Source organism: Psychrobacter sanguinis, assembly GCF_020736705.1.
GTDB classification, from domain to species: domain Bacteria; phylum Pseudomonadota; class Gammaproteobacteria; order Pseudomonadales; family Moraxellaceae; genus Psychrobacter; species Psychrobacter sanguinis.
This window is the reverse complement of sequence record NZ_CP085990.1, coordinates 1,374,062-1,396,498: the sequence shown is the minus strand read 5'-3', so window position 1 is coordinate 1,396,498 and position 22,437 is coordinate 1,374,062. Positions and strand designations below refer to the sequence as shown.

Annotated in this window: 17 protein-coding genes; 7 read left to right on the top strand and 10 right to left on the bottom strand. The window is 41.9% G+C overall.

All coding sequences use genetic code 11. From position 1 onward, the window contains the following. Nucleotides 1-12: 12 nt before the first annotated feature. Together LK453_RS05935 and LK453_RS05930 are read right to left on the bottom strand one after the other, a co-directional pair. Nucleotides 13-1,296, bottom strand: coding sequence for an outer membrane protein transport protein (locus LK453_RS05935; protein WP_201537842.1), 1,284 nt, complete (start codon nt 1,294-1,296; stop codon nt 13-15). A 402-nt stretch (nt 1,297-1,698) separates the two neighbouring features. Beyond that, a complete protein-coding gene (locus LK453_RS05930) occupies nt 1,699-3,933 on the bottom strand; it encodes an NADPH-dependent 2,4-dienoyl-CoA reductase (protein WP_265335049.1) in 2,235 nt (744 codons plus the stop codon). 356 nt (nt 3,934-4,289) lie between these two features. On the opposite strand from LK453_RS05930, the gene LK453_RS05925 reads away from it, so the two are divergent. Beyond that, a complete protein-coding gene (locus LK453_RS05925) occupies nt 4,290-5,972 on the top strand; it encodes an AMP-binding protein (RefSeq protein ID WP_201537844.1) in 1,683 nt (560 codons plus the stop codon). 108 nt (nt 5,973-6,080) lie between these two features. Here the strand turns inward: LK453_RS05925 and LK453_RS05920 are convergent, their stop codons facing one another. From LK453_RS05920 to LK453_RS05900, 5 genes are all read right to left on the bottom strand, one after another. Next, nucleotides 6,081-7,226 carry an aminotransferase class V-fold PLP-dependent enzyme gene (locus LK453_RS05920; protein ID WP_201537846.1) on the bottom strand — a complete coding sequence of 382 codons (1,146 nt, stop codon included), beginning with the start codon at nt 7,224-7,226 and terminating at the stop codon, nt 6,081-6,083. Between the two features lie 225 nt (nt 7,227-7,451). Further along, nucleotides 7,452-7,922 (bottom strand): bacterioferritin, encoded by a 471-nt coding sequence (gene bfr, locus LK453_RS05915; protein WP_201537848.1) that lies wholly within the window; start codon nt 7,920-7,922, stop codon nt 7,452-7,454. A gap of 136 nt (nt 7,923-8,058) precedes the next feature. Then, entirely contained in the window at nt 8,059-8,538 is a 480-nt protein-coding gene (bfr, locus tag LK453_RS05910; protein ID WP_201529513.1) for a bacterioferritin, read from the bottom strand. Nucleotides 8,539-8,967: 429 nt separating this feature from the next. Next, nucleotides 8,968-9,177, bottom strand: a complete 210-nt coding sequence (locus tag LK453_RS05905; RefSeq protein WP_044298391.1) for a (2Fe-2S)-binding protein — start codon at nt 9,175-9,177, stop codon at nt 8,968-8,970. Between the two features lie 313 nt (nt 9,178-9,490). Further along, complete coding sequence (locus LK453_RS05900; protein ID WP_201537850.1) at nt 9,491-10,132, bottom strand: thiol:disulfide interchange protein DsbA/DsbL; 642 nt, start codon at nt 10,130-10,132, stop codon at nt 9,491-9,493. A gap of 631 nt (nt 10,133-10,763) precedes the next feature. On the opposite strand from LK453_RS05900, the gene ubiG reads away from it, so the two are divergent. The 4 genes from ubiG to LK453_RS05880 all read left to right on the top strand — a co-directional run bounded on the left by ubiG (nt 10,764) and on the right by LK453_RS05880 (nt 13,781). Further along, the gene (gene ubiG / locus LK453_RS05895) at nt 10,764-11,489 is read left to right on the top strand and encodes a bifunctional 2-polyprenyl-6-hydroxyphenol methylase/3-demethylubiquinol 3-O-methyltransferase UbiG (RefSeq protein ID WP_044298558.1); all 726 of its coding nucleotides are present in this window, start codon (nt 10,764-10,766) and stop codon (nt 11,487-11,489) included. A 120-nt stretch (nt 11,490-11,609) separates the two neighbouring features. After that, entirely contained in the window at nt 11,610-12,317 is a 708-nt protein-coding gene (locus LK453_RS05890) for an HAD family hydrolase (protein ID WP_007395823.1), read from the top strand. A gap of 173 nt (nt 12,318-12,490) precedes the next feature. After that, nucleotides 12,491-13,270: a YciK family oxidoreductase gene (locus LK453_RS05885; protein WP_201529519.1), complete on the top strand. Its 780-nt coding sequence runs from the start codon at nt 12,491-12,493 to the stop codon at nt 13,268-13,270. Between the two features lie 244 nt (nt 13,271-13,514). After that, complete coding sequence (locus tag LK453_RS05880; protein ID WP_201537851.1) at nt 13,515-13,781, top strand: DksA/TraR family C4-type zinc finger protein; 267 nt, start codon at nt 13,515-13,517, stop codon at nt 13,779-13,781. Between the two features lie 198 nt (nt 13,782-13,979). On the opposite strand, the gene ompR is transcribed toward LK453_RS05880, so the two are convergent. Continuing rightward, on the bottom strand, nt 13,980-14,726 hold the full coding sequence (gene ompR / locus LK453_RS05875) for an osmolarity response regulator transcription factor OmpR (protein ID WP_007395826.1): 747 nt from the start codon (nt 14,724-14,726) through the stop codon (nt 13,980-13,982). Nucleotides 14,727-15,308: 582 nt separating this feature from the next. On the opposite strand from ompR, the gene LK453_RS05870 reads away from it, so the two are divergent. Continuing rightward, complete coding sequence (locus LK453_RS05870; protein ID WP_227674359.1) at nt 15,309-17,822, top strand: Tex family protein; 2,514 nt, start codon at nt 15,309-15,311, stop codon at nt 17,820-17,822. Nucleotides 17,823-18,101: 279 nt separating this feature from the next. Here the strand turns inward: LK453_RS05870 and LK453_RS05865 are convergent, their stop codons facing one another. Further along, a complete protein-coding gene (locus tag LK453_RS05865; RefSeq protein ID WP_201538430.1) occupies nt 18,102-18,935 on the bottom strand; it encodes a hypothetical protein in 834 nt (277 codons plus the stop codon). Between the two features lie 627 nt (nt 18,936-19,562). Further along, a complete protein-coding gene (locus tag LK453_RS05860) occupies nt 19,563-20,876 on the bottom strand; it encodes a saccharopine dehydrogenase family protein (protein WP_201541620.1) in 1,314 nt (437 codons plus the stop codon). Nucleotides 20,877-21,498: 622 nt separating this feature from the next. Here LK453_RS05860 and dapA point away from each other — a divergent pair. After that, the gene (gene dapA / locus LK453_RS05855; protein ID WP_201529525.1) at nt 21,499-22,407 is read left to right on the top strand and encodes a 4-hydroxy-tetrahydrodipicolinate synthase; all 909 of its coding nucleotides are present in this window, start codon (nt 21,499-21,501) and stop codon (nt 22,405-22,407) included. The last annotated feature ends 30 nt before the right edge of the window (nt 22,408-22,437 follow it).

Sequence of the window (22,437 nt, the reverse complement as noted above, 5' to 3'; positions counted from 1 at the left end):
AATAATTAGCCATCAGAAATGGTAGCCTAACTTTAGGCCTAGCGCATAACCTGTACCATCATCAAACTTGGCTAAGGTTCTTTCTGATAGCGATTTATCTATGGGCAATTTAGAGTAAGCTGTGCCTCCTTCAAACCACATATACTGAGCCCCGGCAGAGATGTCAAAGCGGTCATTAACCTTATATTTACCGCCGAGTGCTAAAGTTTTGATGCTGTCATAAGGTCCCAACAAGCTCAGGGGCTCAGCGGTTCCCGAATCGTAGCCTGCTCTTATTTCGCCAGAGAGTTGAGGGTTGAACTGCTTGGCCAGTGCCACTTCTATACTATAAGCATCGTCTTTATATTCGGCTAGCGGCTCTCCCACTACTTGGGTAATACCCGTCGGCGCAATGTTAAATTTGGTCCATTCTACCCATCGTGCATTAACCATTCCCAGTAATTGATACTTTTCACTAAGACCGGTCTGGAAATCTAGGTTTACCGATTGAGGGGTCTTAAAACTTAAATTGGTATCTCCAAATTCTACCTGAGGCAGACCAATTAGACCCTTAATATCTGGGGGAATATCATTATAGTTGGTAGGGCCTGTGGTACCCAAAACGCCATTTAAAATCGTATTATTGACTAGCAAATTCTCATGTGCTTTTAAGCGGTGCTCCCCTTCTCCGCGCCAAGTTACTGCCGCTCGAAGCATGATTTCAGGAACCTCGTAGGCTATACCAATAACCGGAATCATCGTGTCGCTTTTATCATTGATTTTAAGGTTATAGTAAATAGGGTCACCTTCAAAATTTTGAGCCAGCTGTACCGACCCTTCAGCCTCTTGATATTCCATCCCACCATAAAGCCATAAATTATTATTAACCTTGCCACCGCCAAGTAACGTCAAACTGCGCGTATCGACTCGAGCTTCGGTAGTGCCCATATCGTTGCTGAATTCGCTTCCCGATTGGTAGAGGGTATCGACGCCAAATGGTTCATCATAAATTAGAGCCAGAGCAGTGTTCTGACTTGGGGTAACTTTAACGGCGGCACCAAAGATATTGAAGTCATCCATCATATCCTTGATTTCGTTATTTTGTGGAGAACCAATGCCACCTTCTACGTCAAGGCCTTCAATCTTTGGATCGACATAGGCATAGGAAAGCTCAGCATAATTACCCTCTTCAAATAAGGGCAGAATAGATTGCTTGGTATATTCTAGACCAGCAGCGTGGGCGCCTATTGTCGTTAGCAGACTAAGTGTTCCTATAGTCGCTAAAGGCAGGCCCGTATTTAATATAAGTTTTTTCATGACAATTCCTTTTGTCAGAGAGAATAAAAGTACGATATGAGTTTGAAAAGGTACTGTATTTGCCTAAAAAGATAGTATTCTTAGAAAGCTACTATATAAGTTTGAAAAAGCCCTATATATGCTTAAAAAGTACTATATACGTTTAAATCAAACGATGGTCCTCTTTACCTACCAGCTATTTACTAGGCATTTATAACTCATACTGTATTTAATATACGCTTATTAGCGACTACTGCCCATAAAAAAAAGAGGTCGTTATTTTTAATAACGGCCTCTTTTTGTTTTTCTACTCTTCTATTCTGCTTACTGCTTACTGCTTACTGCTTTTAAGCATTACCTTTTATCGATACAAGGTTTGCTTAATAGGCAGTCCTTTAAAAGGATATTACTAAAGTAACACTATTAAAGTGAGGCGGCAAGCTCAGCGCCATCACGAATGGCACGTTTGGCATCCAGCTCAGCAGCCAACTTAGCACCACCAATAATGTGATACTGAGTTTTGCCTTTTTTAATAGAGGCATCTTTTTTGATATCTGTCACCGCTGGCATTAAGTCATTGACTGATTCTTGTCCGGCACAAACCACAATAGTATCTACTCGCAGCAGCTGACTGTGACCTTGTGGCGTTGTCACCCACAATCCTTCATTGGTTACTTTATCATAAGTCACACCTGGCATTTGCATCACGCCATGTGATTTAACATGCGCACGATGTACCCAGCCAGTGGTCTTATTTAGACCTTTACCCAGACTACCTGCACGACGTTGTAGCAGATATACTTGACGGGTTGGAACAATTTTTTCAGGTCGAGTCAGACCACCATCTGTTTGATAAGTGACATCCTCGTTCACTCCCCACTCTTTTTTCCAGTCAGTAACTGACTGAGGTTCAGGACGATAACTTGGGTCTTTTAAAGTTTCAGGACCTAGCTCATGCAAGGGTTGACCATGACGCGCTGTTAAGTACTCACTGACATCAAAACCGATACCGCCTGCCCCAATAACCGCCACCTTGTCACCGACCGCTTTCTCGCCAGATAACAAATCAGCATAGCTAATCACTTTCGGGTTGTCTGCGCCTTCAAGTTTGCCTTCTAGACTACGTGGTACCACACCAGTGGCCACAATCACATGGTCATAGTCAGCGTCATCGAGCATCTCTGAGGTTACTTTGGTGTTCAGCTTGATGGTCACGCCTTGGTGATTTAACTCATTCAGATAATAACGTGTGGTCTCAAAAAACTCTTCTTTACCAGGGATAACTTTGGCATAGTTAAACTGACCGCCTAAAATATCTTTGGCCTCATATAGGGTGACCTGATGTCCACGTTCAGCCGCAACGGTCGCAGCAGACATGCCAGCCACACCGCCACCAATTACTGCTACTTTTTTCACTTTCTTAGCGGGCTCATACCGCAATTCAGTTTCATAGCAAGCGCGCGGATTAACTAAGCAGGTCGAACGCTTGTTCTCAAAAGTATGATCAAGACACGCCTGGTTGCAAGCAATACAGGTATTGATGCGATCGGTTTCTCCGTTTTCCGCTTTGTTAACCCAATGTGGATCCGCTAAGAAAGGACGGGCCATTTGAATTAAATCTGCTTTACCTGATGCCACAATACTTTCAGCCGTTTCAGGCATATTAATACGGTTGGCTGCCATTACTGGAATCGACACATGTTTTTTGACCTCTGCCGTATAGTCGACAAAGGCAGCACGGGGTACACTGGTCACGATAGTAGGAACACGCGCCTCATGCCAACCGATACCAGTATTGATAATGGAGACGCCTGCTTCTTCTAGAGCTTTAGCTACCGTAATCACTTCATCCATCACGTTGCCGTCTTTGACCAAGTCAATCATAGAGAGACGGAACACAATGATAAAGTCTTCGCCTACTGCCTTGCGTACGGCATTGACCACAGCAATCGGGAATTTCATACGACCATGAATATCACCGCCATATTCATCTTTGCGCTGGTTGACATGACGCGATAAAAACTGGTTCAGCAGATAGCCCTCTGAACCCATAATTTCCACCCCATCATACCCTGCTTGCTTGGCCAAAGAGGCTGAGCGTGCATAGTCTTCGACTGTACTTTCAATATTTTTAATACTCATCTGACGAGGTTTAAACGGCGAGATAGGCGATTTAAATGGACTGGCCGAAACCACAAAAGGGTGATAACCATAACGACCACTGTGCAAGATTTGCATAATAATCTTACTGTCATGGCGATGTACAGCACGGGTTAAACGCTGATGATTAATCACATCGGCTCTGGTATTCATCGTGCCACCCGCAGGTATCAACCACCCTTCGCGGTTCGGAGAAATACCCCCTGTGATCATCATTGCCACGCCACCTTTGGCACGTTCTGCAAAGTAGGCCGCTAGCTTACCATAGTTATAAAAGCGGTCTTCCAAACCGGTGTGCATTGACCCCATGACAATACGGTTTTTTAACTTAGTATGACCTAAGTCTAGAGGCTCAAAAATGTGCGGATAAGCAATGTTGGTTGCCGCAATATTTTTAGATTTTGAAACGGTTTCTGCACCGTTATTTTCCAGATGATTATTGCGGTTATCTACGCCATTTGAGTTATTTGAATGATTTGAGGTAGCGGCTGCTGCCATAGAAAATATCCTTATTAAATACAGAGTAATTACTAAACCCAATGAGTAGTAATGTTTAACACAACTATGAGGCCAAGAAGACCAGACACACTAAGCATCTGATGACTGGGTCTATGATGGTATTAACCGATAAAATTATTTCAAAATAATGAGTTAAGACCAATTTATTGATTGTAAATTAGTGCCTATGAGTTGACTACACAAATTCGGTTAACCTATACTCATTGACTATAGTTTTCCACCCACTATTGTATCATAAGCTGACTAAGATGGCGCATGCAAAGGTTATGCAATGACCGTCTAGGCACGCTGATAGCGATACGAACTCCTAAAATTCTGATAAAGGACTATCATCAATGACCGACTATAGTACCGGCCTAGACAAGACTGATGCCAATCATCAACCGCTTACCCCTGTACAGTTTATCGCACGCACTGCCTCCGTCTACCCCAATAAGACCTCGATTATTTATGACGATTTGGTACACGCCCCAATTCATTATACTTGGTCACAAACCTACGCCCGCTGTCGTAACTTAGCTCATGGCCTAAGAAAGCTTGGCATTAGTAAAGACGACACTGTAGCGATTATGGCGCCCAATACCCCCGCTATGGTAGAAGCTGCCTTCGGGGTACCTATGTCTCAAGGCGTACTGTGTACTTTAAACACTCGGCTTGATATCGGCGCCCTCACTTTTTGTCTTCAACACTCTGAGGCTAAGTTACTTATTATCGACAGTGAGTTTGCTGAGCATATCGACCTTATCGAAGAAACCTTTCCTCATTTAATTCTTATTCATGCCACTGATAGAGCGTTTGCCGAGACCAAACCTTTTGGCAAGATGAGCTATGAAGAACTGATTCAGTTTGGCGAATTCGATGACGAGCAAGCCGCAAAAGACTTTGACCTTACGATATATCCAGCTGATGAATGGGATGCAATTGCTCTAAACTATACGTCTGGTACTACCGGTAAGCCTAAAGGCGTGGTGTATCATCACCGCGGGGCGACGCTAAATGCGGTGTCTAATATCTTAGACTGGGACATGCCTAAGCACAGCACTTATCTTTGGACGTTGCCGCTATTTCACTGCAACGGCTGGTGCTTCCCTTGGACCGTGGCCGAGCGCGCAGGTATCAACGTTTGCCTACGTCAAATCGATGCCAACTTAATTCTAAAACTCATCGCCAAATACAACATTAGCCATTACTGCGCTGCCCCTATTGTGCACAATATGATTTCAACCGGCGATGAGACTTTAAAGCAAGCCATTACGCATACGGTTAATGGCTTTGTGGCCGGTGCGCCGCCTTCAGAAGCTATGCTAGAGAAGATGGAAGCCATGAACTTCCACATTACCCATGTTTATGGCTTGACCGAAGTTTATGGCCCAGTGACTATCTGTGCTGAGCATGATGACTGGCAACAACTGTCCGTCTCTGAGCGCGCCTCCAAAAAATCTCGTCAAGGCACTACCTCACATCTAATGACAGGCTTTGAAGTATTAAAGCAAGGTACTAATGAACCGGTTGCTGCTAACGGTGAAGAGATGGGCGAATTGGCATTAAAAGGCAATATGGTGATGAAAGGCTATCTAAAAAATCCGAAAGCCACAGAAGAGGCTTTTGCCGGAGGCTGGTTCCGTACAGGTGACTTAGGGGTAAAACATGCTGATGGCTATATCAAGATTATGGATCGCCTAAAAGACATCATCATCTCAGGCGGTGAGAACATCTCTAGTATTGAAATCGAAAATATCTTATATGGCCTACCTCAAGTCAGTAGCTGCGGTGTGGTAGCAGCTTCTAATGACAAATGGGGCGAAGTGCCTGTCGCTTTTATTGAAATTGCCGAAGGTGCTACTTTAACCCGTGAGCAAGTTATCGAGCATTGTCGCCAACATTTGGCCAAATTTAAAGTTCCCAAGCATGTCATCTTCTGTGAAATTCCTAAGACCAGTACCGGTAAGATTCAGAAATTCGAATTGCGTAACGCCGCCCAATCCATGGCCAATGAAGAGCCAAAAGTTATGCACTAAGAGTTTATGACCTAGACTTTGATAAATAACTTTGCAAAAAAACACCCACTTATAAGTGGGTGTTTTTTTGATGAAAAGCACTCTACGTTAAGCAGGTTGTGCTTTATCTTAGGCAGGCTTTACTTTATCTAACACTGTTTTGAAGCGCTCTACCGCCCCATCAATGTCAGTTAGTTTATCTAGACCAAACAAGCCCAAACGGAATGTTTTAAAGCCATCAGGTTCACCCACTTGTAGCGGTACACCAGCCGCAATCTGCATGCCTTCGGCTGCAAACGCACTACCTTTATGCATCCCATCATCTTCAGTATAGCAAACCACAACACCTGGGGCCTGATACCCTTCGGCCGCTACGCTTTGAATACCACGGTCTTCTAACAGGTCACGAATGCGATTGCCCAGCTCCCACTGTGCCTCTTTTAAGGTATCAAAACCCACTTCTTTGGCTTCTAACATCACATCACGGAACATACGTAAGCTATCGGTTGGCATTGTGGCATGATAAGCATGCCCACCATTTTCATACGCGCGCATGATGGTTAACCATTGCTTTAGATCTAGGCTAAAGCTGTCTGACTCAGTTGCTTCTACTTCTGCAACCGCTTTTTCACTTAGCATTACCAGCCCGGCACATGGGGTGCTGCTCCAACCTTTTTGTGGGGCAGACACCAGTACGTCAATACCGAGCTGTTTCATATCTAACCAGATACAGCCTGAAGCGATACAGTCAATGACCAATAGACCGCCCACACTGTGTACCGCATCTGCCAGTTGTTTGATATAGTCATCAGCTAAAATCATACCTGATGCAGTCTCAACATGTGGCGCAAATACCAAAGCAGGCTTTTGCTCTTTAATGGCTGCCACAGCTTCCTCAATGGCCACTGGGGCGAAAGGATTGGGAGAACCGGCTTCTGATTCGCCTTCAACTTGGTGTGCTTTTAGGGCAGCGACAGACTTAGCAAATTTGCCTTTTTCCAAAATCTGAGTCCAACGGTAGCTAAACCAACCATTGCGCACGACCATGCAGTCTTTATCGGTTGCCAGCTGACGGGCAATTGCTTCCATCGCAAAAGTACCTGAGCCTGGAACGATAGCGACCGCATCTGCCGCATACACTTGTTTCAAGTTAGTGGATAAGTCATTCATAACTTGTTGAAAGGCTTTAGACATATGGTTTAAGGCACGATCGGTATAAACCACTGAATACTCTAACAAACCTTCTGGATCAACATCTGGACGTAATGCAGCCATACTTACTCCTATTTATTATTTAATAATCTTGCTGTGTTTGGGCAGCGCTACTGGTGCCACCTTTTTATCCTTGCGTTTTAAGTATAGCCCTAACTGGCTTGTGAGTACAATATGACGGCTAAATGGCTTATTCAATCAAAAAAGCCAGCTGAGTCAGCTGGCTTTATTTATTATCCTAACAATTAGACATTAAGACAATTAAACATCAAGTCTCTATCGTTCTCTTTAGTCGTCAATTTTTGCTTGAATATAATTCTCAAGACCCACATCACGAATTAAATCTTGCTGCGTATCTAACCAGTCAGAATACTCTTCATTACCGTCTTTTAAATCTAAAAGTAGCTTGCGTGAGACATAATCTTGTTTTTGTTCACACAATGTAATGGTATCAGTAATAGTGGTAAATTTCTGGTTCTCTAAACGCACATTACACTCAATCATTTCAGCGACATCTTCGCCGATAAAAAGTTTGCCATACTCTTGTAGGTTTGGCAGTCCCTCTAGTAACAAGATACGTTCAATCAGTGCATCTGACCATTTCATCTCTGCAATAGATTGCTTATAAAACGCTTCATTTAGTTCTTCAATACCCCAATTCTTAGCCATACGGGCATGCAAGAAATATTGGTTGATAGCGATTAGCGAATAACCTAAAACTTTATTCAAACTGCGAATGACTTCTTTATCGCCCTGCATAACTTTCTCCTACTTGTTATAGTTATTAATGACACATAATTTTTAATTAGAAATAACTGCCAATTAAACCAGTGACTGCCAAGCTCTATCTCATCTACTATGTATTTTAGAGTCTAGCTCTTAGCCATTCGCACTATTATTGTGGAATGTCACCCATTTGGCTTTGTAGGTAATTTTGCAGACCGACCATGTCAATCAGACGCAATTGTTGCTCTAGCCAATGTGCATGGTCTTCTTCAGTGTCCTCTAACTGGGCCACAAGCATATCACGCGTGACATAGTCATACTCTTGCTCGCACAGTGCGATGCCTTGTTTAAGGTGTTGTTGAACCTGATATTCTAAATCCAAATCTAGTTGTAGCATTTGGGGAACATTATCGCCGACATTGATTTCATCAACTGTCATATCTGGCTTACCGCCCAACATTAAAATACGACGAATAATGGCTTGCGCATGAGAAGTTTCATCTTCCATTTCGTGATGAATACGATCATATAACTTACCGTAGCCCCACTCACCATACATCTCTGAATGAATAAAATACTGATCGCGAGCCCCAAGCTCACCCCCCAGTAAGAAATTTAAATAGTCGATAACTTTTTGACTGCCGTTCATGGTATCCGTCCTAGTTTATTGTTTTTTATCATAGATTAACTGTTAGATTTACCAACAATAGACGCCACTCTATTTAAATCCGTAAGCACTATTCAATATAGTAACAAAAAACAGACATAAAGAATGTTATTTTCGGAACTAAGAATAGGGAGACAATAAAGAATGCATCTTAATACGGTTAACCCTTAGCACAAATATAACTAATGACTGTTTAAATCAAAATTAATAAATAGCTAAGGGTTAAGAATTGGATAATTGAAGGTTTTGAAGGATTTAAGACGATGACTTATTGTATAAGTAAAGAAACTTATAATAAAAGGGGCTAAAGTAATAAGAGCTTAGAATAAGTAAAGCATGCTATAGATTAAAGCATTTAAAACTCTTTCTTATTTTCCTCTATTTAAGCAGCGTTTTTGTCGTTGCTAATCTTTAGACTGCATAGGCCAGTTGACTTACTAAATCGACATCAATCTGATTGGCATGATGCTCCTCTAATAGATCATTAACCATCGGCTCGCAGCAGCCACAACAATTGGCCACATCAAGGGCTTCTTGTAAGGCTTGTAGCGAATCTAGTCCAGAAGCCATTGCGGCTTTTATTTGACGGTCTTTAACGTTATTACATATGCAAACTATCATGGGCATATCCTCAATCTATTACAGCAACGCATTGCTGTACATTGGGTATTTATTTTAGGGTAATACATATGATAACGATAACAATTCTTATTTACAATAATTTATTTTAGTCAGACACAATTTAAAGCAATCAAGAAACAATTGTCTTTGCCTCACCTCTTTACCTAACTCATGTCGCCTTCAAATAAACTCCTTATAAAATAAAAATAAAAAAGACCGAGCAATGCCCGGTCTTTTCTATTTCAGCGTCATGGTTCACGCCTTTACAGCAATAGTCTTTTAAGCAACTGAATCTAAAACCATTGTCTTAAAACTATTTGCCTGCTTTTAGATCTGTACGTACTTTTTTCACCAAATAATCGACAACTTTAGGCACTTGCTCAGACTCACCCTGTACCACGTACTTACCATGGACCACAACGGCTGGAACGCCTGTTAACTGATAGCGTTTGGCACCTGCTTTTGAGCGCGCTACTTTGGTACTGACCGCAAATGAATTGTATAAGTTGTTAAATTTCTTTTGATCTAGACCTTGGCTTGCATACCATTTAGACAATGAATTTTGATCAAACAAACGTTGGTTATCTTTGTGGATGGCATCAAATAATTTATTGTGAGTTTGTGATTGATAGCCCATCAATTGAGCGGCGTAGAAACCACGAGCATTGACTTCCCAAGTTGGGTTAAGCGCTGCTGGAGATTCTAAGAAAATCACATCATTAGCTTTAGTTTTAGACCATTTCTGCATATGTGGATTTAAAGCATAGCAATGCGGACAACCATACCAGAAGAATTCGCGCACGATAATTTTGTCGCCGCTGATACTTTCAGGATTATCCAATACTATATAGTCTTTACCGGCCACATAATCTGCTGCGAAAGCTGGCATCGAGGCGAAGCCTACAGCGGCAACTAAAGAGGCTAGAGCAAAACCTCGCTGAGAATAAAACTTCATTGTCATTCCTTAAGAATATGTATCTAGATAGATTGAGATCAATATTGAATTTGAAGTTCGCCACTCAAATATTTGTGATTCTTAAATTTTTAGCTGTTAACTTTATCACTGTTACCAAAATTACTGCTAACAACGGTCACAAATATCAAATAACGGTTAGCCTAAATATTCTATAATAAAGGCCAACAAGTCGTCGCTACTTATTCAGGTGTGGCTATGATAACGCATTTATCAGTACTCTGTGAACCGCGAGCATTGCTAAAACCTTAATAGATGGTTAAATAAGCGTTATTGACCTATCGCAATTACTGTCATATATAGCGTTAAATCTTGTAAAACACTGTAAATTATCGTCTGTAAACCCCGCCATGGAAGATGCCCTATTCCGGTAAGCATGATAAGATAGACCTTATATAATTGAATAATAAAGTTAACCCTTTTTGTAGTAAACCCGGTTAATACTTACATAACGTTAGGTTTAGGATAACTCATGACCCAGATCAATACAGAAAACAGCCCAGCACTTTCTGCTAATCAAGCGACCAATCAGTTCAATAACCAAGTTAATAATCAGGTTACTGATACGGATACGCAAGGTAGTAATACCACCTCACAGCAGCCAAATAGCAATATGGGCAACAACGTAGACATGAGTGAGATCGGTAAATTTACTCAACTTGCCAGCCAGTGGTGGGACAAACAAGGTCCTTTTGCTACTTTACATGAGATTAACCCACTTCGCCTTAATTGGATTGAAGAAAATGTTATTCGCTATATGAAGACCGGCCTAACAGGCAAAACTGTGCTAGATGTGGGCTGTGGTGGTGGTATATTAACTGAATCAATGGCACGCAGAGGCGCTGATGCGACCGGCGTTGATCTAGGTCTTGAGAACTTACAAGCTGCCAGTATTCATGCTGAGCAAAACGGTTTGACCGATCGTTTGCGTTATAAGCATATTGCCATTGAGCAACTCGCTGCTGAACAGCCTGAAAGCTACGATGTGGTCACTTGTATGGAAATGCTTGAGCATGTACCTGACCCTAGCCAAATTGTACAAGCCTGCTTTGACTTGTTGAAGCCAGGCGGCGTTTGTGTACTATCTACCATCAACCGTAACCCAAAATCTTACTTATTTGCCATTATTGGTGCAGAGTACGTATTGGGCTTATTAGACCGTGGCACTCATGATTATGCCAAATTTATTACGCCCGCTGAACTTGATAAGATGGCTATCACCGCCGGGTTTAACCGTCAAGACTTGATAGGGTTACACTATAATCCTATTACTAAGCGTTATTGGTTGGCACAAAACGTCGATGTAAACTACATGATGGCAGTGGTTAAACCTGCTTAGCTTGAGCACCCTTTGGCTTAATTAGAGCCTGCTTCAGTTAAGTTAAGCCTGAAGTGTGGCTCGCAGCCCTTAATACATTACTTCTTTACTATTAGACTCAACACTCAAAAAGAAAAAACTATGTCAACAAATTACGTTAAAGCCGTTCTATTTGATTTAGACGGAACCTTAATCGATACGGCGGCAGATTTTACCCGTATTATTGGTCGTATGTCCGAAAAAAATGGTTGGCAGACGCCTTCCAGTGATGCCATCCGTGAACAAGTTTCTGCCGGTGCAGGAGCTATGGTTAGTTTAATGCTTAAGCACAACAATCAGCCTTTAACCGACGACCAAGTACAACAATATCGTCAGCAATTTTTAGATGAGTACGCAGCCGATATTTGTGTTGATAGTCGTGTGTTCCCAGAGCTTGACGCATTACTAGAGTTCTATGAAAAAAATGATATTCCTTGGGGCATTGTGACCAATAAACCTCGTTATTTGGCCACTAAACTTCTCGAGTGTCTAAATCTAACTGAGCGTTGTTCAGTCTTGGTCTGTCCGGATGATGTTAGCAATACCAAACCTGATCCAGAACCTATGTACTTGGCATTAGAAAAGCTGGAGCTGCCACGTGGTGTTGCCAATAGTGTCATTTATGTCGGTGACCATATCCGTGACATTCAAGCAGGTGCAGCGGCGGGCATGACCAATATACTTGCCAGCTATGGCTATATCCCACCAGAGGATCAAGATACGATTGATTCTTGGGGTGCAGATTATATTGCAGAAACTCCGAAAGCATTGGTTAAGCTGCTACGCTCTAAAGAGTTTGACTATTTATAACTTAGAAGCCCGTCTTATAAGTTATAGGCCCATCTTTCGCATGCCCGCCCTACTCTTATAAACTAGCTGTATTTAGTTATCTTAGTTATAAAGTAGGACTAAGCTAATTTTTATATCTAACTTTTTGTGACTTACTTTTTGTAAATTACTTATTATAAATTAATAGTGAAATTATGACTCAACAACAGCCTTTAACACACGAACAAATACGTAACTTTATCCCTGAGCCAAATTGTTTAGAGGGTAAGACTATTTTGGTCACTGGTGCCGGAGCAGGTATAGGCCGAGTAGCGGCTTTAACCTATGCTAAGTATGGAGCAACGGTGCTACTGCTTGGCAAGACTTTAAGCAAGCTAGAAGCTGTATATGATGAAATCGAAGCAGCAGGCGGTAAACAGCCTGCGATTATGCCGATGAATCTTGAAACGGCAAGCTACAGCGATATGCAGCAGCTGGCCAATCTGATTCAAACAGAAATTGGTGAGCTTCATGGTGTGTTACACAATGCAGGAATTCTAGGCGCTTTAACCCCTCTTGAAATGTACGACATTGTGACTTTTGAGCAAGTGATGCGTGTAAACACTACCGCAACCTTTATGCTGACCCAAGTATTGATGCCCTTGGTCAAAGCAGTAGAAAACGGCTCATTTGTGTTTACTAGCAGCTCTGTTGGTACTCATCCTCGCGCTTTTTGGGGGGCATACGCCCTTTCAAAACAAGCTGTAGAAGGCATGAGCGATATCTTTACTCAAGAGACGCAAAATACAACGACCTTACGCTTTAACTGTATCAATCCAGGTGGCACACGTACCAACATGCGTGCTCATGCCTATCCGGGCGAAAACCCCATGAGCCTTAAAACACCTGAGGATTTAATGCCCGCTTATGTGTGTCTAATGAGTGATGCCAGTATTGGGGTAAGAGGTCAGGTAGTCGCCTTGCAACCTAAATAACTACTTATGTTGTGCTTTTATCGTGTTGTGCTCCTAATAGATTGTACTAGTCAAACCGCTTAAATAGCCTTAATAACTTAAGCAATAATAAACGCAGAAGCTCAGTAGAGTTTCTGCGTTTTTTGTGCCTTTAAGCTTATTCTAACCGCCAATCTCTACCTTGAAAAATCGCCTTATAGCCCCATATTATAAGGATACGCCCTTATTTTATTTGGGCAAATCTAAATAAGAAAAGGAGTTGAGTATGGCAGGAGGATGGGCGCGCGATGGCGCGGAACACGAGCAAATGGATGCCACAGTCAATGATGCTTTAGAGCGGGCTAGAAGAGCTTTACCTTCAGGTAAAAGTTTAGAGTTTTGTGATGAATGTGGTGAGCGTATACCAGAAGTACGTCGTCAAGCATTGCCAGGGGTTGAGCACTGTGTCAGATGCCAAACCGAGCTTGAAGCACATCTTAAAACGCAAGAGCTTTATAATCGCCGTGGCAGTAAGGACAGTCAGCTTCGCTAAACCTAGTTTAAAGACACTTATGGGTTTAACTCGTTTGTTGGTTTAACTTATGATCTTTAGTTAAGTAATATTTGATCACTGGCTTATATTTAACCTACAGCTCAAAAATAAAAAAGGCACTCTATATTGAATAGAGTGCCTTTTTTAATAGTTCGGTAATCTATTATATTAATAATAAATTACGCCATTATGCGCCATTTAGGCGTCTTCTTCATCGGGTACAAACACGTACCCCACACCCCACACGGTCTGGATATAACGGGCTTGAGAAGGATTGTCCTCAATCAAACGACGCAAGCGTGACACTTGAACGTCAATTGAGCGCTCCATAGCACCCCACTCTCTTCCACGCGCCAAGTTCATCAACTTATCGCGAGTTAACGGCTCACGAGGGTGTTGAACCAGTGCCTTTAAGACAGAGAACTCACCCGTGGTTAAAGTCACTACGTTGCCGTCTCTCTTTAAAGTACGGGTTGATAAATCTAGCGTCCAAGGACCAAACTCTACCACTTCCACTTGCTGCGAAGGTGCACCAGGTAACTCTCGGCTATGACGACGTAATACTGCTTTGATACGCGCTAACAGCTCTTTTGGATTGAAAGGCTTAGGTAGATAGTCATCAGCACCTGCCTCTAGTCCAGCGATACGGTCACTGTCCGAGCCTTTGGCGGTCAACATAATGATTGGAATGTCACTGTTGTCCTCGCGCAAGCGTTTACAGATACTGATACCATCTTCACCAGGTAGCATCAAATCTAACACCACCAGTGAAAATAACTCACGTTGCATCAGCTTATCCATTTGGCTGCCGTCGTGAGCGGTACGGACCACAAAGCCATCGTCTTCTAGGAAACGTTGTAGCAATGAGCGTAAACGAGCGTCATCATCTACCACTAATATGCGGTGGGTTAGACTGTCGGTGTTGTTAATTTTATTGTCTGACATAATATTTTCCTATTGTGTATTTATTATAGTAACCCAAAGGGTAAAGGGAAAAATACGTTTTACAGGGTTATTCTCTAAAACTGACCACGAAGCTGTTTTAAGCTTCTTATACGTTATCTTGAATCGCCTGATACTAGTTTATTAAAGGTCTTAATTATCAAAGGTCTTATACTATATATGGTTACTCTAGCACTGTTAATCAATATCTAACCACATAATAGTGTGGGGGTAACTGTGCTTTTTATTGGCTCAATTTCATCGGTTCAATTAGTATAGGCTCTATTAGAATCTTAAACATATCAGAATATTCAACCAACCTAGCCCTAATGGACTATTGTCACTAGTGCAAACTACTAATAGAATTTACACTAACCCTGACAGTCGCTACTATTTAGTGTATAAGACACTAAGTTAGTGTATAAGATTATGAGATAAATTACACACCTATTGCATACTAATGCTGTATGGGTTTGTTAATTCATCAAGAGTTATTGACAGAAATGAACATAAATGAGCAAAAGCGTTTTTATTATGTCAGCTTTTGCTATAATGCCAACCACATTAATTAACTTCGATACGGATATGAACCAAACCGATACCCCTAATACCACCACTCCTACCAGCCAAGGTAACACTAATTTACCCGCTGATGTCATTGCCAACATCCATACCAAGCTTGCAAAAGAGCTGGGCATTAAGCCTGCGCAAGTCAATGCGTTTGTGAAGCTTTACGACGAAGGTGCGACGGTGCCGTTTATCGCCCGTTATCGTAAAGAAAAGACACAGGGTCTTGATGACAGTCAATTACGCGCTTTAGAAAAAGGTTTGAATTACGAGCGTGATATGGCAACGCGTCGTGCCAAGATTCTTGAGCTACTTCAAAGCCAAGGCAATCTGACTGAAGCGTTGCAGACTCGTATTGAGAAAGCCACCTCAAAGCTTGAGTTAGAAGACATCTATTTACCTTACCGTCCACGTCGTCGCTCTTTGGCGGCTAAAGCACGTGCGGCTGGTTTAGGGGAAGTTGCTGATAAATTATTGACCTCTGAAGTTTCACCGACCGAAGCTTTAGAAGGCTATCAGTTACCTCAGACCATTACCGACGATACCGGCAATGAGATTGAAGTTGATTTTTCTGATACTGAAAAGCAACTGGCCGGCGTAGAAGCCATTATTATTGATAATTGGACCCAAGAGCTTGAGTTACTTGATAACTTACGCAACGGTTTTGCCAAGACCGCTACCATCAATTCAAGTTTAGCCTCTGAGGAGAAACGTGAAGTTGGTGAGAAGTTTGCCGATTACTTCGACCACACTGAAAGCTTAGCACGCCTACCCAATCATCGCCTATTGGCCATGTTGCGTGGCCGTCAAGAAAATGTGCTGGTATTAAAAGTTGATGGCGAAGATTCCGCTTTTGTTGAAAAAATTATCAGTAAGTTTGAATTAGACGCCAAACAGCCTGAAGCACGCCGTGAATTCTTAGTCGCCGCTGCCAATAGCTTGTGGAAAGACAAATGGCGTCCGCATTTAGAGCATCGTTTATTGACTGAGAAGCGTCTCGCTGCTGAAGCCGACGCTATTGATGTTTTCGCCAGTAACCTACAGCATTTATTGATGGCAGCTCCTGCCGGACGCAAGGTTATTCTTGGTGTCGATCCTGGTATCCGCCACGGTGTCAAAATGGCTGTTATTGATGCACAAGGTCATGTCATCCGTGATGCTGAAAACAAGCCAGCTATCGCCACCGTGTATCCTTTTGCACCTGACAACAAGATGGAAGAAGCAAAAGCCACTATTGCTGCGCTATTAAAAACTCATCAAGTAGAACTGGTGGCCATTGGTAACGGCACGGCAAGTCGTGAGACTGATGCCATGATTAAAGAGCTTATCGATGCTGATGACGCCATTACTGCCAAAGCGGTTGTGGTCAATGAATCTGGTGCTTCGGTTTATTCAGCCAGTGAGCTTGCTAGCGATGAGTTGGCCGACTTAGACGTGTCTATCCGTGGTGCAGTCTCAATCGCCCGTCGTCTACAAGATCCTTTATCGGAGCTGGTAAAAGTTGAGCCTAAAGCCATTGGTGTGGGTCAATATCAACATGATGTTAACCAATCACAGTTGTCTGATAGCTTAGACAAAGTAACCCAAGACTGTGTAAACGCAGTGGGTGTCGATGTTAATACTGCCAGTCCTGCTATTTTGGCTCACATTGCCGGCTTAAACCGCAACGTGGCTCAACAAATCGTTAACTACCGCAAAGAGCATGGTGCTTTCACCAATCGTGAGCAGCTAAAAGATGTGCCAAGACTTGGTGTTAAAACCTTTGAACAAGCAGCTGGTTTCTTACGTATTCGTGATGGTGAAGAGCCATTAGATGCCACCGGTGTGCATCCAGAAAGCTATGATTTAGTCAAAGAAATCTTAGCAAAGTCTGGCAAGCAAGTGACTGAAGTACTGGGTAATGACAGTGTGATCAACACCCTAGCCGTTGATGGTATTGAAGCGGCCAATGATGAAAATATCAGTATCGCTGCCATCAAACAAGAGTTGGCCAAACCTGCCCATGACCCTCGTCCCGAATTCAAAACGGCTCAGTTTAGAGATGACGTCAATAGCGTTAGTGATCTTGAAGAAGGCATGCAACTTGAAGGGGTTGTAACCAATGTAACCGGCTTTGGTTGTTTCGTTGATGTCGGCGTTCATCAAGATGGATTAGTACACATCTCTGAAATGGCCAACGACTTCGTTGAAGACCCCATGAACCTGGTTAAGCCAGGAGACATCGTTAATGTACGTGTGATTTCGGTCGATGTCAAACGTAATCGTATTGGTTTTAGTATGAAGTCTGAGCAAGCAGCACCGGCCAAGCGTCCTACGGCCAGTAAGCCAGCTACTGAGAAAACAGACGCTAAGCCGACTCGTGCACCGCGTAGAAACACCAAGCCTAAAACTCCCGCTAAAGAAGGTCGTTCAAAGCCGCGCAACGACAAGGTGAAAACGGCTAAGCCTGCTACTAAGGGCAAACCTGAAGAAAATAAGATTGGTTCATTAGGGGCTTTACTGAAGCAAGCGGGCCTTAAAAAGACTAAATAGTATGTCGTGAATACTGGTTTTTATACTGACTAGTTTTTATACCAAATACTTTTTATCTTAACGGTTTTTATTTTAATGAGTCTCATCTTAATAAAAAAGGCCCGCTAATAAATTAGCGGGCCTTTTTTATTTAAGAATGTTTGCTTTTTAAACCTATTTGCGGTCTGACAGTCTTTAATCACTGACCCTTTATAAAAAGATATTTATAGAAAGCTAAGGATTAATATCAACTTATTAATAACCACTTTATGTTAAGAGTCTAGATTCTAAAAGTCTAGCTTATTGAACAATAGTAGTGGGCTGTTGTACTTTAGGAACAACGTATACAGGGACTTCCTCAGTTGGGCGCTGTATATTTTCAAGCACTTCATCACCTGCTTCTTCACCAACGACAACCGCATTTCGTTGCTGGTTTTGAATAGCAATAGCGGTATCGCCAGTGTTGGTTTGCAATTGTTTTACTTGATCACTAGGTACCATGAGGACTTCTTTTACGTTGTAAGTCGTCGGACGAGCCGTATTATTATTGGCCACTCGGCGAACCGTACGAGTTTCAGAGGTAGTGACTACTTCCATGTCTCTTTTCTCTTCAATCTGTACTTCAGCGTCTGGCGCTTTCGCTTCACTCACGATTGGCATCGGGAAGTTACTGCTAAAATGGTTGTCACATTGCTGCATAGTGATACGTACTGGATTGCCTGCGCGGTCCATATAGACATTTACGGGCATATCTGCAGCAATAGGTACATATTTACCTACTAACTCGCCTGAGACACCATATCGACCTTTTGATTGACCCACACCGCGGTCGCACGCACCGGCTTCATAGTCTCTTGTCTTAAAAGATTTATCGTTTGACACGCTTTCAGGAATTTCTACTTCAGATAGGGCCATCTTTTTCACAGAGGCTTCACCCTTCCACAACTTAGGCTTTTGATAAGTATAAGGGGTATAAAATTTAGCATCGCCAGAGTTTACAGCAGCGACACACTCGTCATAACTATCGTAGCCTACGTTGCCGTGTTTGTCTGTGGTTACCGCAGCATTCGCTGAAGTGGCAAAAATTGCCATGCCTGAAGCCAACATAGTCGCGGTTAAAATATTAAGTTTCATAGTACATCCTCTATAAGTATCCATTAAAAAAATTATGAATCACAGTTTTATTAGGCGTTGCTGATTAACTTGTTGTACTGATTAACTTGTTGAATAATTAACCCGTTGAATCAGCAATTGAAATTATTAATCTTATCTTGTAGTTTCTAATTATCGCTAAAAATTTCTTACCAACATTCACTAAAAAACTATCATTCGTTGATTTACTTTCTAAACATAGAATAAATGCTTTTATTTCTTATAGGTGTTTAAATACTCTAACAAAATGTAGCGTTATGTACTGCTGCAACATTTAGATACGTGAATACTACCTTTCTACTATTTAATATTATGGATAGCTTTAAAAATTTGTTAGATTTATTTATAAGCCTATATTTCTTAATAAAGTTTTATTATCAAAAAATATAGCGATGAAAAAAGCTTCTAAAAAGAGCCACTGAAAAAACAACCAAAAAAAGCTGCTAAATGTTTTAGCAGCTTTTTCAAATGGTTTGTCTCAGTCTATGCCAATAGCGGGCTTATTGCATAATCTCGTACTTGCTATTCGATATGAATATAAAAGTTAGCGACAAAAGCACCCCGAATAGAATCACTAAAATCTATTCATGCCATATACCTAATATCTAACTAAGCTGAAATATCGACAAACTTGATACCTGCATGCTGTTGTAAACGATCAATTAAAGCGTCTCCCATAGAAGAAGCTGGGGTCCAGAAGCCGCCTCCAATATCACCTTTATCAATATCCTGTAATAAACATAAGGCACTTTGAGCCAGCATCTGACAAGTACTGCCATAACCAGGATCTTTATCACCTGTAACCTTGGTCAATACCTTATTACCATTATTAGCATACCCAAAGAACCGGATATCAAAGTAACCATTATCACGCTCAGATTTAGAAGGGCCATCACCTGACTTGGGTAATATATGATCATTTAGTAAGTCACGACTGGGTTTGAACATCATACCTGCTGCAAATCCAGCAATACCCGCGGTCATGCCATAACTCATTAAACGTCCTTTCAGACCAGCTGGCAGCCACATTGCTTCATCGTATTTAAACTCACGACCATACTCATAGTCACGTAATTGATTAGAACGGTGTACCACGCGAGTATTAATAGACGCCATGATAAAAGGGGCCAGCCAGCGATTATTCTCAGCATCCCATTGTGGAATGCTCACATTGGCCTGACGCACATTGGGACGATTGTCATCATCGTTTAAGATGTAAGGATTTGATAGCTGTTTACGTAGCGACTTGTCTTGGCCTAGTTCTTCAAAGATGGTCCCCATAGAGGCCACTGTCCCACCCGATAACCCACCTTTGGCAGCTTTAACCCGCATATTAATAGTTTCACAATATTCGCCAAACTTTTGCTGTGCACATTGTTGGGTAAATAGCACGCCCAAGTCAGAAGGCAAAGAATCAAAGCCACAAGAGTTTACAATGCGTGCCCCTGACTCTTTGGCGGTTTGTTGATATTTATCCAACATGTTTTTGATAAATAGTGCTTCGCCGGTCAAGTCTACATAATCAGTGCCATTTTCTGCACAGGCTTTAATCAATGGCTCACCATATTTTAAATAAGGCCCTACGGTGGAGATAATCACTCGACTCTGTGCAGCCATCTCATCCAGACTAGCTTCATCTTCACTGTCAGCAATGAGTATGGCAAGTTCGCTGTTCTGTAAATCTTGCTTGACTTGATTGAGCTTTTTTTCATTGCGTCCGGCAATGGCCCAGTTGACGGCATTAGACGTACTTAATCCGTCTTCACTATCATTGTCTTTACTGTTATTGGCACCCTCACTATCACCGTCTTTAGCCAAGAACTTTTGCAGATAAGCAGCCACTAATTGGCCAACGAAACTGGTCGCTCCATATAAGACGATATCGTATTTACGTTCGGTATTTTTTATGCTGTTATTACTCATGTATACTAATCCTTTAAAGAGTTTATTATCTATTGTCGTGGTCGTTGTCAGTCTTTTTATTAAAGCATACTCCCCCGCTCTAGGTAACTACTGTTTGTAAAAGAAAGTGAGCCTGCTGTAATGTAATGATATTACCGGACGGTATTTGTATAAAAAGATGAACTTTAAGGCAAGGAATTCACTTTTTATTCATGTTTTTTATTAAATGTGAGGTATCACACAGCGTCATTTAGACGTAAAATAGGTTAATGATTGCGTGAGCAGGAATGTGCTACACTAATTGCAATTTTTAACCGTGAAGCCTATTTTGATGCCTATAATTTTTGATATCTACAATTAAGAATCAGAATAATAGGGTCAGTCGATTGCAGATAAACAAAGAATGTTTTAAAAGCATTGACGCTTAATAATTTTCAAACACGATTGGTTGCGCTTTAATAGGGTTGGTTGAGCTTAGGTACTGTCAATAACGCTGATTATTTTTGTTTGATTTTGCATACCCAACTATTAAACTGGATATCAAACGAATTTATAGACTCCAATTCTCTCAAAGAAATTGATAAGACAAATAAACACGCTAAGATATTGAAATAATTTTAGTTCAAAATAACAAGGCAATATTATGAGTAACCCTTATTCTGATTTCAAAACCCAATTACAAGGCTCCATGGTTGCCTTAGTCACGCCTATGCTAGCCAATGGTGACGTGGATTATCCTCGTTTGGCTGATTTAATCGATTGGCAGATTGAGCAAGGAACACATTGCTTGGTTGCCGTCGGTACCACTGGTGAGTCGGCTACACTGTCCATGCAAGAACACAGTGATGTGATTCACTTTTTCGTCAAGCATGTGAATGGTCGTATTCCTGTCATCGCCGGTACCGGGGCTAATAACACCAAAGAAGCCATCTATTTGACCTCAGAAGCTAAAGAAGCAGGAGCCGATTGTGCCTTGTTGGTTGCGCCTTATTACAACAAGCCCACTCAAGAAGGCTTATTTCAACACTATAAAGCGATTGCTGAAGCTGTAGATATGCCACAAATGCTTTATAATGTGCCCGGCCGTACTGTGGTAGATATTGCACAAGAAACTGTCGAGCGCTTGGCAGACATTGAAAATATCGTTGCTATTAAAGATGCCACCGGGTCTGTAGAACGTGGCAAGCTGCTTATTGAAGCGTTAGGAGACCGTATTGTGGTTCTATCAGGAGATGATGGTACTGCTTTAGAGCTTATGAAGCACGGCGCTAAAGGCAACATCTCTGTGACCGCCAATATTGTGCCTAAAGCGATGAGCGACGTATTTACCGCTGCTTTAAAAGGTGATTTTGAAACGGCTACTAAGGTACATGCTACTATTGAGCCACTACACAAACTAATGTTTGTTGAATCAAGCCCCATTCCTGTGAAATATGCTTTAAACAAAATGGGCAAGATTGAAAAAGGCATTCGTCTGCCAATGGTTTGGTTAAGTGAACAATACCATAGCCAAGTAGATGCAGGCTTACGTGCAGCAGGTTTAATCGATTAGTACTGTGTAATTAGTGCTGCCCGACTAGTA

Bases quoted from the DNA above. Each gene is read 5' to 3' on its own strand.
- LK453_RS05865 (WP_201538430.1), bottom strand. From the start codon at position 18,935: ATGAAACTTAATATTTTAACCGCGACTATGTTGGCTTCAGGCATGGCA.
- bfr (WP_201529513.1), bottom strand. From the start codon at position 8,538: ATGAACGGCAGTCAAAAAGTTATCGACTATTTAAATTTCTTACTGGGG.
- LK453_RS05925 (WP_201537844.1), top strand. From the start codon at position 4,290: ATGACCGACTATAGTACCGGCCTAGACAAGACTGATGCCAATCATCAA.
- dapA (WP_201529525.1), top strand. From the start codon at position 21,499: ATGAGTAACCCTTATTCTGATTTCAAAACCCAATTACAAGGCTCCATG.
- LK453_RS05935 (WP_201537842.1), bottom strand. From the start codon at position 1,296: ATGAAAAAACTTATATTAAATACGGGCCTGCCTTTAGCGACTATAGGA.
- ubiG (WP_044298558.1), top strand. From the start codon at position 10,764: ATGGGCAACAACGTAGACATGAGTGAGATCGGTAAATTTACTCAACTT.
- LK453_RS05880 (WP_201537851.1), top strand. From the start codon at position 13,515: ATGGCAGGAGGATGGGCGCGCGATGGCGCGGAACACGAGCAAATGGAT.
- LK453_RS05930 (WP_265335049.1), bottom strand. From the start codon at position 3,933: ATGGCAGCAGCCGCTACCTCAAATCATTCAAATAACTCAAATGGCGTA.
- LK453_RS05870 (WP_227674359.1), top strand. From the start codon at position 15,309: ATGAACCAAACCGATACCCCTAATACCACCACTCCTACCAGCCAAGGT.
- LK453_RS05860 (WP_201541620.1), bottom strand. From the start codon at position 20,876: ATGAGTAATAACAGCATAAAAAATACCGAACGTAAATACGATATCGTC.
- LK453_RS05890 (WP_007395823.1), top strand. From the start codon at position 11,610: ATGTCAACAAATTACGTTAAAGCCGTTCTATTTGATTTAGACGGAACC.
- bfr (WP_201537848.1), bottom strand. From the start codon at position 7,922: ATGCAGGGCGATAAAGAAGTCATTCGCAGTTTGAATAAAGTTTTAGGT.
- LK453_RS05905 (WP_044298391.1), bottom strand. From the start codon at position 9,177: ATGATAGTTTGCATATGTAATAACGTTAAAGACCGTCAAATAAAAGCC.
- LK453_RS05920 (WP_201537846.1), bottom strand. From the start codon at position 7,226: ATGGCTGCATTACGTCCAGATGTTGATCCAGAAGGTTTGTTAGAGTAT.
- LK453_RS05900 (WP_201537850.1), bottom strand. From the start codon at position 10,132: ATGAAGTTTTATTCTCAGCGAGGTTTTGCTCTAGCCTCTTTAGTTGCC.
- ompR (WP_007395826.1), bottom strand. From the start codon at position 14,726: ATGTCAGACAATAAAATTAACAACACCGACAGTCTAACCCACCGCATA.
- LK453_RS05885 (WP_201529519.1), top strand. From the start codon at position 12,491: ATGACTCAACAACAGCCTTTAACACACGAACAAATACGTAACTTTATC.